Source organism: Ensifer sp. ENS03 (assembly GCF_014852035.1).
Taxonomy (GTDB): Bacteria; Pseudomonadota; Alphaproteobacteria; order Rhizobiales; family Rhizobiaceae; genus Ensifer; species Ensifer adhaerens.
The window spans coordinates 307545-324378 of record NZ_JACVAV010000003.1; the positions used below are offsets into that span (position 1 = coordinate 307545).

Genomic DNA, 16834 nt, shown 5'->3' on the forward strand with positions numbered 1-16834 from the left:
CTGCCGGCACTGCACCCGCTGAATATGGCGGGTTATGGGCAGGCGCCGACGACTCTGAAAGTGGAGGACTATTCGTGAACCAGACTGAAGCCGCGCATTACGAAAAGGTGCGCGCCATCTTCGATATCCTGAACGGCGAGCGGGAGGCGGATCTTCTTTTGAAGAACCTGAACATCCTCGATGTTCACGGAGAGACCGTCTACCAGGGGTCCATTCTCGTCTACGACAAGCGCATCGTTGCGCTCAACCCCGACGAGACGGTCTTGAAGGTCAAGCAAGTCTTCGACGGCAAGGGCCTCTATGCGATCCCCGGCCTGATCGACGCGCATATCCATTTCGAATCCCAGCTCGCGCACCCGACGGCGCTCGCCGAGGCGATGGTTCCCTGCGGCACGACGACGATCTATGCCGAGTGCCTGGATCTGCTCAGCGCCGCGGGCAAGGAAGGCATCGAAGCGGCCGAGAGCCTTTTCCGGGATTACGAGCAGCTGCCCTACCGGCTCTATGCCTTCGCACCGGGCAAGAAGACGGCGGCATCGGTGACGGAAGCCGTGCTCAAGATGGAACCGGTGATCGGCCTCGGGGAGTTCGAGCACTTCACCTACAGTTCCGGCAACGACGACGATTTCCGCAAGGCGGCCTGGGTCCGCGCCAAGGGCGGCTTTATGAACGGCCACTGGGGCGTCACCGCGCTCTCCGACATGATCCTCAACTACCTGCCGGCGATCGGCGTCTCCAACAATCACGACGTCTGGAACGAGAAGGATATCGAGAAGAGCATTCGCTACGGCTTCCCGACGCACATCAAGTTCGGGGTCGGCAGCAGCGAGGTGATCAAGGTGCTGTTGCGCGCGATCGTCGACCGCAAATGGCCGACCGACAATTTCATGCTCTGCACCGACAACATCTCGATCGAGCGACTGCTCACCATGGGCCACATGGACTGGATCATTTCGCTCTCAGCCGAAATGGGCATCAACCCGATCCACGCGATCAAGATGGCGACCTACAACACCGCGCGTTCTTTCCACATGGAAGACAAGATCGGTTCGCTGACGCCCGGCCGGTTCGCCGATATCGTCTTGACCGACAGCCTGTCGAAGATCAATCCGCTCTACGTGTTCAAGGATGGCGAACTGGTCGCGCGAGACCGTAAGCTGCTGAAGAATGCCGACATCGACTATTCCGGCATGTGCAAGGACGGCGTTTCCGGCCTCGCCGATCTCTCGCCGGAGCAACTGGACATCGTGCCCCTGGAAGTGTCGGAAGACGGCACGCAGGCCAAGGTCTATTTGTTCGATGTCTACGGCCGCGGCCACGCCAAATTCTACCAGGAAATCTGGGTTCCGCTGAAGGATGGCAAGGTCGTTGTCGAGCATGAGGGCAAGAAGATGAGCCGGCTGTCGGTCGTCCAGCGCTATGCCGACGGCAAACGCCATGTGGTGAACGGGCTTTTCAAGGGCGTTCATGTCGATCGTGGCGCAGTGGCGACCTTTTGGCCGGCGCCGAAGCCCTATTTCGTCGTCGTCGGTCAGGACAGCGCCGAGATGTGCCATTGCCTCAAGCGGGTCGATACCCATGCCGGCGCCTGCATCGTCACCGACGACAGGGTGGAAAAGGCCGTCATGCCGCTGGAGATCTACGGGGTCATGGCGAACATGAGCGTCGAGCAACTGACGGCCAGTGCCGCTGCGATCGATGCGGCGCTCGAAGCTCTTGGCAACCGCAACGAAGGCGAACCGGTGGTCAACAAGCTGCTCAGCCTGTTCATCTCGTTGCACCGGTTCCGCTTCATGGCCTAGAGCCATTCAGAAAAAGGAGACGGGCGTTTCGGCGTCCGTCTGCCTGGAAAGTGGCGTGCTTCCGCGACAATGGGCGGGACATGCCGAAAGATATAAAAGCGCATCGCTGAGGGGGCGATGGGCCGGCGGGGTAAGGAGCTCCGCATCGTTTCGAGGGAGGAAACAATGGCACACAATGCGGCGGAAGCCGAAATCGTCGATACCGGCAGCCTGACGCGGCGCTGGATCATGTATGTCGTCGGCATCTATGTGCTGACCTTCGGTGTCAGCCTGGCGATCCGGGCCGGCATCGGCATTTCACCCCAGAGCAGCCTGACGCGGACCATGACGCTGGTCTATCCGCCCTTCAGCCAGGGCACCTACAACTTCATGCTCGAACTGATCATGCTGTTCCTGACCTATCTGGTCCTGCCCAAGGACTTCAAGCTCAAGAACTTCGCCTCGCTGATCCCGGCTTTCGTGCTGGCGGTTTTCCTGGACTTCAACCTGGGGATCACCGAGTTCATCAAGCTCGAGGCCTATCCGCTGCGGGTGGCGCTGCTGGTCTTTGCCGATGCGGCGCTCGCCTTCGGCCTGTTCCTGATGATCCGCGCCAATCTGGTGCTGATGCCGATCGACATGTTCGTCAACACCATCTTCAAGCGCACCGGCTGGAAGTGGGGCAACATCAAGACCGGCTTCGACTGCACGCTGCTGGTTCTGTCGGCCTGTATCGGTCTGCTCTTCCTCGCAGAGGTCAAGTTCATCCGCGAAGGCACGATCCTGAACGCCATTCTCGTCGGGCAGTACATCAAGCTCTACTTCTTCCTGTTCAGGAAGTTCCAGGGCAAGGCGACACCTTCGCCGAAAGGCCTGGAAGCGGCCGCGGAATAGCATCCCGCGCAAAGATGCGAGAAGGGGCGCCCAACCGGCGCCCCTTCATCATGTGTCGTGATCTCTGCTTACGGGCGAACAGGCTTATCCGAAAGCGAGTTCGAGGTTCTGCCGGTCCCGTGCCACCACTTGGCACTTGGTTTCGAAACCGTCGCCGGCGACCACCAGAACGAGTTCCGGTGGTATGCCGGCGGAATTCGAAACCGTAACCGCCGCGCCATCGGCGCCCAGCGACCGGATGGTGCAGTCGATCCGTGAATGCCTGTCGTCGAAGAGAATGGTTCCGGCCTTCAGCACGCGCTGGCGCGGACCGAGCGGATAGCCGGCTTCGAGACTGCTCCATTCGACGCAGCGGTTTCGTCCTCCGGCCTTGGCGAGATACATCGCCGCATCCGCCTGGGCGAGCAAGGTGGCGTTATCCCTGCTATTGGCCGAAAGGGCGGCGGTGCCGAAGCTCGCAGTCACCGCGAGCTGGCCGAATTCACCGTGGATCGTCTGAGCGGCGATCGCTGCCCGCAGTTTTTCCGCCGCCGTCAGCGCGCCTGTCGCGTCGACATGCGGCAGCATGACGGCAAATTCCTCGCCGCCGAGCCGCCCAAAGAGGTCGCTTGCTCGCAGATTGGACTGGCAGATGGAGGCAACGGCCTTCAAGACCTCGTCTCCTGCCGCATGCCCGTGTGTGTCGTTGACCCGCTTGAAATGGTCCACATCGAGGACGATGCAAGACAGGTCATGCTGGTGCCGCACCGCGAGCGAGATCAGCTTGTCCGCTTCCTCGCGGAAGGCGCGCCGCGTCAGCGTCCCGGTCAGTCCATCCGTCGCGGCCGAGCGGAGCAGATCGATCCGGTCCATCGCCACGCCCGCCAACTCCATCAGGATCGCAAGATCCGTCTCAGTGAACTGTCGTGGCGAGCGGTCGATCGCGCACACGGTCCCGACTGTATGCCCGTCCAGCGTCTTCAGCGGGACGCCTGCGTAGAACCGGACATGTTCGGGACCGGCCACGGCCGGGTGCTGCGAAAAGCGTGCATCCTTCGTGGCGTCGTGGACGACGAGAGGCTCCTCGGAGGCGACGACATATCGGCAGAAGGTCTCTTTGCGCGGGACCTCGTCGGCCGAAAGGCCGGAGCAGGCCTTGTACCATTGGCGATGTGCATCGACCAAGGAGACGATGCCGATCTCTATGGAGAAGACCTGTTTGATCAGCCGCACGACCCGTTCAAGGCCTTCATCCCTTGGCGTGTCGAGGATATCGAGATGTCCAAGGGCGGCCAAGCGATCGAATTCCCTGCCTTTCGCGTCCGTCGTCGGACGTCCGGCTGGCCCAGCAACCACCATTCCGTTTTCCTTTCTCATTCCACGCCCGGCAATAGACGCGTTTTAGGGAAAAAACAAAAGGCGCTGAACAGCAACTGGATGTGGATTGCGCCGGCTCTGTGGCGAAAGATGCCGTGTTTGTACCGAACCAGCGATGCTGCATCCGTGCTTAGCCGCCGAAACTTCCGAGCTGCGTCGGCACGTGTACATAGTTGCGGTCGAAGTAGAGCAGCGCATTGCCATCGCTGCGCGAGCGGATGCCGACGACCCGGCCGATGAGGATATGGTGCGTTCCCAAGAGCCGCGCCTCGGCCAGTTCGCAGTCGAGCGAAACGATCGCATCCTTGACGGCGAAGCTGCCCGATTGCATCTCGACCCAGTCAGTGGCGGCATAGCGCGCGGCCATGTCCTGCGTCGCGCCGGCGAAATGACCGGCGAGATCCCGATGGTCGTGGCTGAGCACGTTGACGCAAAAGCGCCTGTTGTCGATGAACAGCCCGCATTGGGTGGAGTTCCGGTTCATGCAGACAAGCAGCGTCGGCGGCTCGTCGGTTACCGAGCACATGGCGGTGGCCGTGAACCCGCCGCGTCCGGCGGGTCCGTTGGTGGTGATGACGTTGACCGGCGCGCAGACCCGCGCCATCGCATTGCGAAACTCGGTCTTTGAAACGAGCGGTTCCATGGCAGGCCTCACTCGGCTGCGCTGCGAAGGGTGGCGTTGTCGTCGAGCGGCGGCAGCCAGGTATTGCCGGTCCAGCCGTTCTCGTCGTAGTCGGCCATGCACTGATCGACGAGCGCCTCCATCTCCTTCAGACGCCCGCCGCGCTCGGCGCCCTTCAACACCTGCAGCCGCACCTCTTCGGGTGCACCGGCATAGTTGAGTTCGTAAAGCGCGTGCCGCCCGCCAAACTCGGTGCCGGTCGCGTCCCAGAGCAGCTTCATGATCTTGATGCGCTCGATATGGCCCATGTCGTTGGAGCCGCGCACATATTGCGCCAGGTAACGATCGATCTCGGGATTGCCGAAATCGCGCGCCGAGGAGGGCAGGTAGATCAGGCCGGAGGCGACGACCCTGCGGATCGTCTCGACGACGCGCGGATAGGCCTCCGACATGAAGGTGCGATAGGAAAGCGCAGCTTCGAGATTGGGCAGCACCGCGCCGTCGGCCCAGGGAATGGGGTTGTGCGCCATGGCGTTGGAGAAGCTCCAGAACATGTGTCGAAGGGCAATGACCTCGCCGAGCGCCGCCTGGTTGCCGCGGAAGGCGTCGCCGCCGGTCGCCCTCAAAGCCTTGGCAAGCAGGCCGGCGAGGAAGTCGAGTTTCACCGCGAAGCGGGTGCAGCCCTGGAAGCAGTAGCCGTGCATGAAGCCGGAGGCGGGGTGGAAGGAGAGGATCTTGGCGGCGTCGCGCAGCACCAGAACATCCTCCCAGGGCACGAAGACATTGTCGAGCACCAGGATCGCGTCATTCTCGTCGAAGCGCGACGACAGCGGATAGTCGAAGGGATGGCCGACCGTGTTGGACGTCTGCTCGTAGGAGACCCGGCAGAACATCTTGATGCCCGGCGCGTTCATCGGAACGATGAACATGACGGAGAGCGAGGGATCCTCGGTCACCGTCGCCGAGCTCTGTGCGAGGAAATTGTAGTGCGTCAGCGCAGAGGAGGTTGCGACCACCTTGGCGCCGGAGACGTAGATTCCGGCATCCGTTTCCTTGGTGATGTGGACGAACACGTCCTTCACCGCATCCGCCGGCTTGTGGCGATCGATCGGCGGATTGACGATCGCATGGTTCATGAAGAGGGCGGCTTCCTGGGCGCGTCGGTGCCACGCGAGCGCATTGTCCTTGAACGGCCCGTACCAGTTGGCATTGGCGCCCAGCGTGTTCATCAGCGCCGCCTTGTAGTCGGCGGTGCGGCCCATCCAGCCATAGGACATGCGTGCCCACTCGGCGATCGCGCCTTGCTGTGCCGCAAGATCGGAGGAGGAGCGGGCGACGCGGAAGTATTTGTGGGTGTAGCCGCCCGAGCCCGTGTCGGTCGGTGACGTCAGGATATCCTTCTTCGCCGGGTCGTGCAGCGCGTCATAGAGCCTTGCGAGCGACCGGGCGGAATTGCGCATCGCCGGATGGCTGGTGACGTCGTGGACGCGCTCGCCATTGATATAGACTTCGCGGCCGTCGCGAAGGCTTTCCAGATATTCGGCGCCGGTGAAGGGCCGCGCCCTGTCGGCGCGGAAATCCTCTGCTCTCATTTTCTCCTCCTTGAGTTTCGTCAAGGCTAGGCGTTGAAATCGGCAGCGGCCATGGACAGAATGGCAAAATGACTTGGACTTTTTCGGGTGGAACATGAGCAGCAGCATTCCAAGTTTCTTCGTCTATGGCGAACCGGAGCAGAAGGTCGAGCCCGGGTTCTTCCATGTCGAGACGGTGATGGCGCGGCGGAACCTGCATCAGGGCCAGGTCAAGGCGCACAAGCACGACCAGATGGGACAGATCACCTACTGGCTGAGCGGCGGGGGAACTTACTTCATCGACGACAAGCCTTTGGACTTTTCCGCACCCGCCATCAGCTTCGTGCCGAGCGGCATCGTGCACGGGTTTTCAGTCGATCCAGAGACGAGCGACGCGATTGTCGTTTCGATTGCCGATGGTGCGCTGCTCTCTATCCGCGAGCAAACGACGCTGGCGCTCGATACGCCCATGATGATCCGTGGCGACGGTGAAGACCGGCATTGGCGCCGTCTTGCGGAACTGCTCGATATCGTCGCTGATGAGTACGCCGGCGGTGCCACGGGCACGCAGCGGATGCTGGCATCTCTGGTCGCCGCCGTGCTGACCCAGATCGCTCGCCTGGCAGCCGCAGCACCGCCCACCGCCCAGCCGACACAGGCGATGCTGGCCACGGAACTGCGCCGGCTCATCGATCTGCGTTTCCGCGAGAACTGGAGCGTCGGGCACTACACCGATGCGCTCGCCACGACGCCGCACCTGCTTGCCAAGGCGAGCAGGGATGCCTTCGGCATGCAGGTGAAGGAACTGATCAACGAGCGGCGATTGCTCGAGGCCAAGCGCCTACTGCTCTTTACGGTCCGGCCACTCGAAGACATTGCCTATGAGATCGGCTTTGCCGACGCCGCCTATTTCTCGCGCTTCTTCCGCCTGAGGGTCGGCGAAGCCCCGAGCGACTGGCGCCGTGCGCGGTTGAACTCGCCTGGAGCCGGCTAAGTCACCGGCTCCGAGAGGTATCGCCAAGTCCGTCGGTTATCGGCCATAGGCCCGCATAACCTCCATCAGAGGCTCATGCCGGATCGCCTGGATCTTGAAGCGATCATGGGCTGTACCGCCGGAATCTTCGGCCGCGATCATCGCGTTCACCACTGCTTCTTCGACGCTGTCGACGGTCGCGAGATAGACGGGGTCAAGCAGCTCGTCGTTGACGATTTCCAGCGACAGTCGCGGCGGCGCCCTGTGGGCCATCGGCTGGGTGTTGGCGGTGGAGAAGGCGAGGAAGATGTCGCCGGAATTGTTGCCGCCGGGCGTGCCGTTGCGGCCGATGCCGATCGCCGCCCGTCGCGCCAGGCGCTTGAGTTGATGCGGTGCCATCGGCAGGTCGGTCGCGATCACGACGATGATCGAGCCGCGCTCCTGCATCTGGCTTTGCGGCGTGCCGTCGCGCATGTGTTCGCCGACCGGAACGCCGCGGATCGTCAGCCAGTCGCGTTGCCCGTGATTGGCTTGGACCAGCGTGCCGATCGTGTAGTCGCGGCCGCCGAATTCAACGACGCGCGAGGCGGTGCCGGTGCCGCCCTTGAAGCCATAGGCGATCATGCCGGTGCCGCCACCACAATTGCCTTCCTGGACCGGGCCGGACGCGGCAGCGTCGAGTGCGGCGTGCACATCGGATTCCGTGATCGGCTGGCCGTTGATGTCATTCAAAACGCCGTCATAGGTTTCGGCGACCACCGGCATCAGCCAGAGGAAATCGTCGGTGTCGTAGGTCGTCCTGTAGCGCTCCAGCATCCATTGGATGGTGGCGTGGTGGGTCATACCGACCGCATGGGTGTTGGTGATCATCACGGGTCCGAGGAAGAAGCCGCCATCCTCGATCCAGTGCGTGCCGGTCATTTCGCCGTTGCCATTGAAGCGGTGCACCCCGGCATAAACCGGGACCGGTGTTTCCGATCCGGCATGCGGCAGGATGGCGGTGACGCCCGTGCGCACCGGGCGCTTTCGGCCGGGTCGCGGCGTTTGTTCCTCGATAGTGCGGAAGCCGACGGCAATGCCTTCGACATCCGTGATGGCGTTGAAGCGGCCGGTGCGGCCGGCAAAGGGCAGGCCGATATCGCGGGCGCGGGCGGAGGAGGGCGTGGAGGTCTTGTCGTTCATGATCATTTCTGCCGGGAGCGAAGGTAAAGGCCAAGCGAGGCGACGACGAAGGAGAAGGTCAGCATCATCACGGCGATGGCGTTGATCTCCGGTTTGATGCCGCGCCGAAGCATGGAGAAGATGAACATCGGCAGCGTCGTGACATCGACGCCGGCGATGAAATAGGTGATGACGAGATCGTCCATCGAGATGATGAAGGCGAGCAGCGCGCCGCCGACGATCGCCGGGAAAAGCTGCGGCAGCACCACCCGACGAAAGGTCATCCATTCGTTGGCGCCGAGGTCGGCCGACGCGTGTTCGAGCGTCCGGTCCATGCCGGCAAGACGGGCCGAGACGACGATGAAGACGTAGGAGATCAGGAAGGTGCACTGGCCGATGATGATCGTCGTCAGGCCCAGCCGGATGCCGGAATTGACGAAGAAGATCAGGAGCGCGATGCCGAGCACGATATCCGGCATCAGCATCGGCATGAACATCACCACCCGGTAGAAGCGCTGGCCGACAAATTCGAAGCGGTAGAGCGCTATCGCGATCGCCGTGCCGAAGACGGTCGCAATGGCCGTTGTCGAGGCGGCGATGACCAGGCTGTTCCATACCGCCTGCAGCAGCTGCCCCGTCGATTCGATGTAGAGCGCGCTCTCGGAGACCTTGGTCTTGAAGCCGAGAACCTGAGCGTACCATTCGGTGGTAAACCCGGTCCAGGTCATCATGTTCACCGGATTGGCGTTGAACGAATAGACGGCGATGACCACGAGCGGGATGTAGATGAAGGCGAAGAACAGGCCGGTGTAGGCAAGCAGGCCACCGGTGAAAAGGGATCGAGCGATCTTCATGGGCGCCTCACCGTGCCAGTGCGGCGGCAGCGCCGCGCCGTCCGGAAAGGATGACATGGGCGATCATCATGATCAGCATGACGCTCATCACCATCATCGCCAGTGCAGCACCGAAGGGCCAGTTGCGGGCGGCGAGGAACTGCTGCTCGATGAGGTTGCCGAACATCATCACCTTGGCGCCACCAAGCACCGCCGGCACGACGAAGTTGCCGAGCGCCGGGATGAAGACGATGACGGCGCCGCCGGCAATGCCGGGTGCGGTTAAGGGCAGGATGATGCGCAAGAAGGTGCGCACGGGGCCGGCGCCGAGATCGAGCGAGGCGCGCACCAGCGTCCAGTCGAGTTTCTCGACGCTGGCATAGACGGGCATGAACATGAAGGGAATGAACACATAGGTCATGCCGAGGATGATCGCGCCCTTGGTGTAGATCAGGTCGAGCGGCCGTTCGATCAGCCCCGTGGATAGAAGCACTTCGTTGACGAGGCCGGTCTGGCGCAGGATCAGCACCCAGACGAACAGCCGCACGATCAGACTGGTGAAGAAGGGCAGTGTGATCAGGAACAGGCAGAAGTTCTTCCAGCGGTCGGAAAGCCGGGCAATGCAGAAGGCAGCGGGGTAGCAGACGAGGAGGGTCGCGAGCACCGTAAGGGCCGCGATCTCGATCGAGCGCAGGAAGATCGCGATGTAGATCGGATCGAACTCCTCGAACATCGGATCGGCGAAGCCGAGAATGCGGCCGAAATTATGCGGGTAGAAGGTCCATTCCACCCCGCCATAAAGGCCGGGTGCGAGAAAGCTGGTCACGATCATGATCGCGAGCGGCCCGAGGAAGAAGACGGCGAGAAAGGCCGAGACGGGCCCGAGCAGGAGTGCAAGCTGGAAGCGGCGGCGACTGGCGATCGTCATCTTAGGCACCTGCGCTTTCGCCAATCAGGTGCACGGCGGCTGGATCATAGGCAAGTCGCGCCTTACGGGTCTGCTCGACCGTGCCAACGAGGCTGCGGCGGTTGGCCGGAATCTCGGCGACGACCTTGCGGCCCTCGGCGGTGCGACCGAACAGCTCGAAGGTGGAGCCGACGAAGACGATCTGGTCGAGATCGACGTCGATCGTCGGGAAGGGAGCGTTGTCCTCGGCGAGGAAGAACTGTTCCGGACGGATCAGCGCCGTTGCCTCTGCCGAAATCTTCCGCTCGCAGGGCCGGTGGCGGATCGCCATGCCGTCAGCCGTCATCAACCGGTCGCCGTCGAGCCTGCCTTCGAACAGATTGCTGGCGCCGATGAACGTTGCAACGAACGTGTTGACCGGATGGTCGTAGATGGCGCGAGGCGTATCGAGCTGCTGGATGCGCCCGCCTGATAGCACGGCAACGCGATCCGACATCGTCAGCGCTTCCTGCTGGTCATGGGTGACGAAGATGAAGGAGATGCCAAGCTCGTTCTGCAGCGTCTTGAGTTCGATCTGCATGGCCTGGCGCAGGTTCTTGTCGAGCGCCGACAGCGGTTCGTCGAGCAAAAGCAGCTTCGGCCGGGCGATGATGGCGCGGGCGAGCGCCACCCGCTGCTGCTGGCCGCCGGAGAGCTGGCGCGGCTTGCGTGCTTCCATGCCTTCGAGCCCGACCATCTTCAGGGCGGACGCGACCTTTTCCCGGCGCTGCGGCTTGGCAACGCCCGCCACCTCCAGCGAGTAGGCGACGTTTTCGCCGACGGTCATATGTGGAAACAGCGCGTAGTTCTGGAAGACGGTGTTGACCGGGCGACGATAGGGCGGCCGGTCGGTCATGTCCTCGCCGTCGATCAGGATCGAGCCGCCGTCGAGTTCGACGAAGCCGCTGATCGCCTGCAGCAGTGTGGTCTTGCCGCAACCGGAGGGGCCGAGCAAGGTCAGGAATTCGTTGCGGCGGACATCGAGATCTATACGGTCGAGAGCGGTCACGGTGCCGCCTTCCGGAGTGGTAAAGGCCTTGCTCGCCTCCACCAGCCGGACGATGGAATTCTGCATACTTCTGTTCCCCAAAATGTTATGCAAATAACGCTTGTGCGTTTTCGATATATGGATACCATTTGCCTATCGGAGTCAACGGCCACGAGAAGCCGTGATCCGGAAGCGGCCGGTCAAGGTCGTGTCAGGCCGTCCGGCCAGAACCATCAGAGGAGAATTTCGATGACGATGACAAACGGGACGACCCGCGGGGGCAGGAGAGCCTTCGCGACCCGTGCACGCACAGTGGCACTGTCCCTTGCGACGCTGACAGCCCTTTTCGGCACGGCGCAAGCGGCCGAGCTCAACATCTACAACTGGGGCGAATACATCAATCCGGCTGTCCTCAAGAAGTTCGAGGAGGAGACCCAGATCAAGGTCAACCTCTCGACCTATTCCTCCAACGAGGAGATGCTGGCGAAGATCCAGGGTGGCGCCACGGGCTACGACATCGTCTTCCCGTCGGTGCACATGCAGGACATCATGGCCAAGCTCGACCTGCTCGAAAAGACCGACATCAACACCTATGAGGGCTTCAAGAACCTCGACCCGACGTTCCTTCGCGCCAAAAGCGACCCGAAGGGCGAATATTGCCTGCCCTATGCCTTCGGTACGGTCGGCATCCTTTATAACCGCACCCTGCTCGGCAAGGACGTGACCGGCTGGCGCGACCTGATCGAGACGGTGAAGGCCAAAGGCCTGAAATTCACGCTGCTTGACGACATGCGCGAGGTGCTGTCGGTCGGCCTCATCCTCAATGGCCACAAGGTCAATTCCACCGACCCTGCCGAATTGCAGCAGGCGGCCGATACGATCATCGCCATGAAGCCGGATGTCGCCGCCTTCACCTATGACACCCGCCCGATGGTCGCGGCCGGCGATGTGGCGGCCGGTCATTTCTTCGTCGGCTCGATGGTCGACGTCTTCGGCAATCCGAAGGATCTCGGCTACGTGATCCCGGAGGAAGGCGCGACGATGTATCAGGAGGATATCTGCGTTCTGAAGACCGCGCCGAACAAGGAGAACGCCGTAAAGTTCATGCAGTTCTACACGCGTCCCGAAGTGGCGGCGCTCAACATCGAGCAGCAGACGAACGGCACGGCCAACGTGCCTGCGCGGCAATTGACCCCCGAGCAGATCAAGAATAGCAAGGAAATCAACCCGCCGCCGGAAACCATGCAGAAGCTGCAGATCTTCGAAGATCTCGGCCCCGGCGTGCGCCAGCTCGATCGGGTCTGGACGAAGGTGAAGACGGCGCAATAAACAGGCGATGCGACGGAGCGGGATATGCGGCGCTAGCTTGCCGGCGTCCCGCTCCGATCATGCAAGGGGAGGGGACGTGGCGCAGCGAATCCTGAAGCTGGTGCGCAGCGACGAGCTCAGACGCTCGAAATCTGATAAGCTCATCGCCAACTACATCGAGCGTAATCTGGCCGACATTCCCTTCGAGACGGCGCGTTCGATCGCGACCCGGCTTGAAGTTTCGCCGATGACGGTCGGGCGTTATCTTCGGCGCATGGGCTTCGACGGTCTCGACGAGCTGAAACTAGAGCTTCGGCGCGACGGCTCCAACAATCCTGCCTGGCAGGTGAAGGGATCGGTTGGCCGTCTGCGCGACGACAACCGCGAAGGCAAGCTGCTTGCCGGCCTGATCCAGCAGCAGATCGACAATCTCGGCATGATCTATGAGTTGACGACCGCGCCGGAATGGCAGCAGGCGATCGACGCTCTGATTGCTGCCAGCGAGGTCTATGTCGCTGCCTACCAGAACGTACGCGGCATCGCGCAGTATTTCGCGAGCCAGCTATCCTATACCCGGTCGCGGGTGCAGTTCGTCGATGGCCTCAACGGCACCTATGCCGAGCTGCTCGACGGTTCCGTCGAGGGACGCGTGCTGTTCCTGCACGACGTACGCCGCTTCGCCGCCAAGGCGCGGCCCTTGGCGGAGGAGGCGCGTCGGGCCGGCGTCAAGGTCATCCTCTTCACCGACGAGTTCTGCCCCTGGGCGCCGGAGGTCTCCGACATCTGCCTCGTCGTGCCCGGGTCCCATGGTCCGCTCTGGGATGGAGCAGCAACGACCGTCGCGGTCATGGACCTGCTTCTGAGCAACATCATCGTCGTCCTCGGCGACGAGGTCGGCGAGCGCGTCGCCCAGCTTACTCGGCTACAGAACGTCTTCGGCGACTTCGAGGATTGAAATCGAAGTCCGAAAGCTCAGGGCGCCGACGTCTGCGGGATGTAATCCAGCCCGATGTCGATGGAGGCCGGCCGGCCGTCGAGAAGCAGTTCGCTGATGCGCGGCGCCGTCCTGGCGATGACCTTGCCGTCCTTGACCACGCAGAGCCGGTTCGGTTTCAGCCGCAGCGCTTCGCTGACATCGGCCGCCTGCATCAGGACGAGGTCGGCCTTACAGCCGACGTCGAGGCCATAGCCTTCAAGGCCCATGGTTTTCGCTGCATTCACGGTGATGGCGTCGAAGATCTTGCGCTTGTCCTCGATCCCGCCCATCTGCGTCACGTGGATGGCCATGTGAGCCACTTCCAGCATGTCGCCCGAACCCATCGAGTACCAGGGATCCATGACGCAGTCGTGCCCGAAGGAAACGTTGAGGCCGGCCGCCATCAACTCGCGAACCCGCGTCATGCCGCGGCGCTTGGGATAGGTGTCGTGGCGTCCCTGCAGCATGATGTTGATCAGCGGATTGGGGATCACGTTGATCTCCGCCTCCGCCATCAGCGGGATCAGCTTGGAGACATAGTAGTTGTCCATCGAGTGCATCGAAGTCAGGTGCGATCCGGCGACGCGGCCCTGAAGTCCGAAACGGACCGTTTGAGCCGCCAGCGTCTCGATGTGGCGCGACATCGGATCGTCGGTCTCGTCGCAATGCATGTCGACCGGCAGGCCGCGGTCTGCGGCGATCCGGCAGAGCACTTCCACCGAGCGGGTGCCATCTTCCATCGTGCGCTCGAAATGCGGGATGCCGCCGACGATGCCGATGCCCATATCGAGTGCGCGGTTCAGTGAAGCCTCGCCGTCGGCCGCGCGAAAATAGCCGTCCTGCGGGAAGGCGACGAGCTGCAGGTCGATATAGGGCGCGACCTTCTCCTTTACCTCCAGCAGTGCCTCGGCCGTCACCAGCCGTGGATCGGAGGTGTCGACGTGGCTGCGGATGGCAAGAAGGCCCTGGCTGACGGCGAGGTCGCAATAGCGCAGCGCCCGCGCGACCAGCGCCTCCTTGGTCAACATCGGGCGCAGCTCGCCCCAGAGCGCGATGCCTTCCAGCAGCGTGCCGGAGACGTTCATGCGCGGCAGTCCGAGCGACAGCGTCGCGTCCATGTGGAAATGCGGGTCGCAGAAAGGCGGGCTGAGCAGGCGGCCGGTGGCGTCGATTTCTTCGCCCGCTGTCGCGGCAAGAGCCATCTCGATCGCTGCGATCTTGCCGCCCTTGACGCCGACATCGACGCCAAGCCGTCCGTCCGGAAGATTGGCATTGCGGGTGATCAGGTCGAACATGCTGGTTTCTCCGGTGGCGGTAACGGCGCGGGCCTTGAGCGAGGCTTAGGAGCCGAAGCTCTTTCGATAAGCCGCCGGCGACGTGCCGAATCGACGAACGAAGGAACGACGGAAGGCGATATCGTCATGGAAGCCGATATCGGTCGCAATCTTTTTGAGCGGGATGCTTGTGTCTTCGGCCAATCTGCGCCCCGCCTCAAGCCGCATGCTCTCAACATAGTCAGCCGGCGTCATGCCCACCTCCTGCTTGAATTGCCTGGAGAAGTTTCGCTCGCTCATGCCGGTGCGCCTGGCGATCGCCCCGACACCGAGATCGGCAGAGAGGTTGTCGGCAATGTAGTCCTGCGCCGCGCGAATAGGGGTCTTCTGCGCAAGCTGGCCGGCAAGGAGCGTGCTGAACTGGGTCTGGCCGCCGGGTCGCTTGAGGAAGACAACAAGTTCACGCGCGACTTTCAAGGCGATGTGCAGGCCGAGATCCTTTTCGACGATGGCAAGTGCGAGGTCGATGCCGGCTGTCACGCCCGCCGAGGTCCAGACATTGCCGTCCTTGGTAAAGATGCGGTTGGGCTCGAGCTTCACCTCCGGAAAGCGCTTGCCGAATTCCGCCGCTTGCGACCAATGCGTCGTCGCCCGCCTGCCGTTCAACAGGCCCGCTTCGCCGAGCACGAAGGCGCCGGAGCATACCGATCCGAAGCGACTGGCACGGGCGGATGCGTCCTTCACCCAAGTCAGAAGCGATATCGGAAGCGGTCGTTCGTGAATGAGCGGGTCCCCGGCAACCAGCAGGGTATCGATGTCGGCAATGCCGTCATCCATCGCACGGTCGGGAAGGAGGGTCAGCCCGGAAGACCCACGCACCGGGGCGGTGGAGGCGCTGACGACCTCCACCGAATAATGGTCGGTGCCACTCTGACGGTTGGCCTCCGCGAACACGTCCGAAGGGCCGATAACGTCGAGGAGCTGGACGCCCTGCATTGCGACGATCGCGACTTTGTGAACGGCCATTAGCGAACCTCGAACAATCTGCCGGTGAGGATGATGCTGATCGTCCGATAGAAGACAACCGCAATCGCGCCAGCCAGAAACAGAAAGAACAGTCCAGCCAGCCCGGTGAGGACGGTGCTCTCGGCAGACGCAGCATACCGGAAGAAGGCGATCGAGAGCGCAGCAAGCGGAAAGCTGATCGCCCACCAGCCGACGCTGAAGGGGACATGGGAGCGGAATACCATCGGCGACAGGACGAGCATCAGAAACAGCGCGAAGTAGAACAGGACCGTGGCGAAGAGATCGACCGAACCCGTGACATTGGTATAGGCGAGGAAGCCGACGGCAAAGGGGGCGACCAGAACCATGAGAGACGGCCGAGCCAGCGCCGGAAGTGGATCTTCATGGCGCAACCGCGAGAAGATCAGCGCAATGAAGACTGCGGCGATGACGCTGCCGACCGAGAAGGCAAGCATGTTGACCTCATGTGCCCAGGCGAACGGCATGGCGTGGCCGGTAACGGCGATATCCAGAGTGGCGACACCGGGGATGAGCAGCGGCGGCAGCGTCGTATCGCGCGACTGTTGCCGGCCGAGGAAGCCCCTGGCGACGACATAAGCGAGGGCGAAGGTCAGCGCCGACGCAGCCGTCCAGACGACTTCTGACAGCAGCGGGCTATAGCGGTTCAGAAAAGCTGACTGCAGAAGCAAGCCGATTGCGACCGTTGCGAAGAAGTTGCTTTGAACCGGATGGGCGAATTCGGCGGCGACCGTGGCCGGATGGCGGTGCCACTTGAAAGCGTAGCCGAGCGCAAGGCTTAGAAAGATCGAAGTCCCGAGCCAGCCGACATATTCGCCGGGAAGGGCCGGCAGACCGATCGTCCTGGTGGCTTCGCGCCAGGCGAGGCTCAGGCCGGTTATGCCCATTACCGAGGCGAACAGGTTGATCGGAAGCTGCGAGATCGACCTGCGGGTCAACGGCGTGCTGTTCGAGAGGTCCATGGATTGAACGGTCATTGGATTATTCCTGTCCGAAAGAGTGCTGACAGGATTAAAACACGCCACGCCGTTGTCTTGAATGATCCAGATAGTACGATTCCGGACTCGCTGCGTATGTTTCCGGCCAAGGACCGATCAGTCGCGCCGT

General features: G+C 62.3%; 15 protein-coding genes. 5 read left to right on the forward strand and 10 right to left on the reverse strand.

Annotation, left to right across the window (positions count from 1 at the left end):
- Nucleotides 1-74 precede the first annotated feature (74 nt).
- The gene (locus IB263_RS34720; RefSeq protein ID WP_210187446.1) at nt 75-1802 is read left to right on the forward strand and encodes an amidohydrolase family protein; all 1728 of its coding nucleotides are present in this window, start codon (nt 75-77) and stop codon (nt 1800-1802) included.
- A gap of 165 nt (nt 1803-1967) precedes the next feature.
- The gene (locus tag IB263_RS14270; RefSeq protein ID WP_034787819.1) at nt 1968-2675 is read left to right on the forward strand and encodes a YitT family protein; all 708 of its coding nucleotides are present in this window, start codon (nt 1968-1970) and stop codon (nt 2673-2675) included.
- Between the two features lie 84 nt (nt 2676-2759).
- On the opposite strand, the gene IB263_RS14275 is transcribed toward IB263_RS14270, so the two are convergent.
- The 3 genes from IB263_RS14275 to IB263_RS14285 all read right to left on the reverse strand — a co-directional run bounded on the left by IB263_RS14275 (nt 2760) and on the right by IB263_RS14285 (nt 6245).
- Entirely contained in the window at nt 2760-4013 is a 1254-nt protein-coding gene (locus IB263_RS14275; protein WP_192438629.1) for a sensor domain-containing diguanylate cyclase, read from the reverse strand.
- Nucleotides 4014-4161: 148 nt separating this feature from the next.
- Complete coding sequence (locus IB263_RS14280; RefSeq protein ID WP_034787824.1) at nt 4162-4674, reverse strand: flavin reductase; 513 nt, start codon at nt 4672-4674, stop codon at nt 4162-4164.
- 8 nt (nt 4675-4682) lie between these two features.
- A complete protein-coding gene (locus IB263_RS14285; RefSeq protein WP_192438630.1) occupies nt 4683-6245 on the reverse strand; it encodes a 4-hydroxyphenylacetate 3-hydroxylase N-terminal domain-containing protein in 1563 nt (520 codons plus the stop codon).
- 94 nt (nt 6246-6339) lie between these two features.
- On the opposite strand from IB263_RS14285, the gene IB263_RS14290 reads away from it, so the two are divergent.
- Nucleotides 6340-7218 (forward strand): helix-turn-helix domain-containing protein, encoded by an 879-nt coding sequence (locus IB263_RS14290; protein ID WP_060517825.1) that lies wholly within the window; start codon nt 6340-6342, stop codon nt 7216-7218.
- A 36-nt stretch (nt 7219-7254) separates the two neighbouring features.
- Here the strand turns inward: IB263_RS14290 and IB263_RS14295 are convergent, their stop codons facing one another.
- From IB263_RS14295 to IB263_RS14310, 4 genes are read right to left on the reverse strand one after another with little or no spacing between them, the layout of a single operon-like run.
- Nucleotides 7255-8379, reverse strand: a complete 1125-nt coding sequence (locus IB263_RS14295; RefSeq protein WP_113189144.1) for a P1 family peptidase — start codon at nt 8377-8379, stop codon at nt 7255-7257.
- A 2-nt stretch (nt 8380-8381) separates the two neighbouring features.
- Complete coding sequence (locus tag IB263_RS14300; RefSeq protein WP_234824461.1) at nt 8382-9269, reverse strand: ABC transporter permease; 888 nt, start codon at nt 9267-9269, stop codon at nt 8382-8384.
- A complete protein-coding gene (locus IB263_RS14305) occupies nt 9220-10119 on the reverse strand; it encodes an ABC transporter permease (RefSeq protein WP_060604371.1) in 900 nt (299 codons plus the stop codon). The genes IB263_RS14300 and IB263_RS14305 overlap by 50 nt, the downstream gene beginning before the upstream one ends.
- A 1-nt stretch (nt 10120) precedes the next feature.
- Entirely contained in the window at nt 10121-11212 is a 1092-nt protein-coding gene (locus IB263_RS14310) for an ABC transporter ATP-binding protein (protein ID WP_060582282.1), read from the reverse strand.
- Nucleotides 11213-11374: 162 nt separating this feature from the next.
- On the opposite strand from IB263_RS14310, the gene IB263_RS14315 reads away from it, so the two are divergent.
- Complete coding sequence (locus IB263_RS14315) at nt 11375-12454, forward strand: spermidine/putrescine ABC transporter substrate-binding protein (RefSeq protein WP_246811019.1); 1080 nt, start codon at nt 11375-11377, stop codon at nt 12452-12454.
- A 76-nt stretch (nt 12455-12530) separates the two neighbouring features.
- The gene (locus IB263_RS14320; protein WP_034787843.1) at nt 12531-13388 is read left to right on the forward strand and encodes a MurR/RpiR family transcriptional regulator; all 858 of its coding nucleotides are present in this window, start codon (nt 12531-12533) and stop codon (nt 13386-13388) included.
- A 17-nt stretch (nt 13389-13405) separates the two neighbouring features.
- Here the strand turns inward: IB263_RS14320 and IB263_RS14325 are convergent, their stop codons facing one another.
- The 3 genes from IB263_RS14325 to IB263_RS14335 are packed head-to-tail and all read right to left on the reverse strand — an operon-like array spanning nt 13406 to nt 16704.
- A complete protein-coding gene (locus IB263_RS14325) occupies nt 13406-14704 on the reverse strand; it encodes an amidohydrolase family protein (RefSeq protein WP_192438631.1) in 1299 nt (432 codons plus the stop codon).
- Between the two features lie 45 nt (nt 14705-14749).
- Complete coding sequence (locus IB263_RS14330; RefSeq protein WP_034787850.1) at nt 14750-15709, reverse strand: GlxA family transcriptional regulator; 960 nt, start codon at nt 15707-15709, stop codon at nt 14750-14752.
- The gene (locus IB263_RS14335) at nt 15709-16704 is read right to left on the reverse strand and encodes an SLAC1 anion channel family protein (protein ID WP_034787853.1); all 996 of its coding nucleotides are present in this window, start codon (nt 16702-16704) and stop codon (nt 15709-15711) included. The genes IB263_RS14330 and IB263_RS14335 overlap by 1 nt, the downstream gene beginning before the upstream one ends.
- Nucleotides 16705-16834: the final 130 nt, after the last annotated feature.

Bases quoted from the DNA above. Each gene is read 5' to 3' on its own strand.
- IB263_RS14270 (WP_034787819.1), top strand. From the start codon at position 1,968: ATGGCACACAATGCGGCGGAAGCCGAAATCGTCGATACCGGCAGCCTG.
- IB263_RS14275 (WP_192438629.1), bottom strand. From the start codon at position 4,013: ATGGTGGTTGCTGGGCCAGCCGGACGTCCGACGACGGACGCGAAAGGC.
- IB263_RS14280 (WP_034787824.1), bottom strand. From the start codon at position 4,674: ATGGAACCGCTCGTTTCAAAGACCGAGTTTCGCAATGCGATGGCGCGG.
- IB263_RS14285 (WP_192438630.1), bottom strand. From the start codon at position 6,245: ATGAGAGCAGAGGATTTCCGCGCCGACAGGGCGCGGCCCTTCACCGGC.
- IB263_RS14290 (WP_060517825.1), top strand. From the start codon at position 6,340: ATGAGCAGCAGCATTCCAAGTTTCTTCGTCTATGGCGAACCGGAGCAG.
- IB263_RS14295 (WP_113189144.1), bottom strand. From the start codon at position 8,379: ATGAACGACAAGACCTCCACGCCCTCCTCCGCCCGCGCCCGCGATATC.
- IB263_RS14300 (WP_234824461.1), bottom strand. From the start codon at position 9,269: ATGTCATCCTTTCCGGACGGCGCGGCGCTGCCGCCGCACTGGCACGGT.
- IB263_RS14305 (WP_060604371.1), bottom strand. From the start codon at position 10,119: ATGACGATCGCCAGTCGCCGCCGCTTCCAGCTTGCACTCCTGCTCGGG.
- IB263_RS14310 (WP_060582282.1), bottom strand. From the start codon at position 11,212: ATGCAGAATTCCATCGTCCGGCTGGTGGAGGCGAGCAAGGCCTTTACC.
- IB263_RS14315 (WP_246811019.1), top strand. From the start codon at position 11,375: ATGACGATGACAAACGGGACGACCCGCGGGGGCAGGAGAGCCTTCGCG.
- IB263_RS14325 (WP_192438631.1), bottom strand. From the start codon at position 14,704: ATGTTCGACCTGATCACCCGCAATGCCAATCTTCCGGACGGACGGCTT.
- IB263_RS14330 (WP_034787850.1), bottom strand. From the start codon at position 15,709: ATGGCCGTTCACAAAGTCGCGATCGTCGCAATGCAGGGCGTCCAGCTC.
- IB263_RS14335 (WP_034787853.1), bottom strand. From the start codon at position 16,704: ATGACCGTTCAATCCATGGACCTCTCGAACAGCACGCCGTTGACCCGC.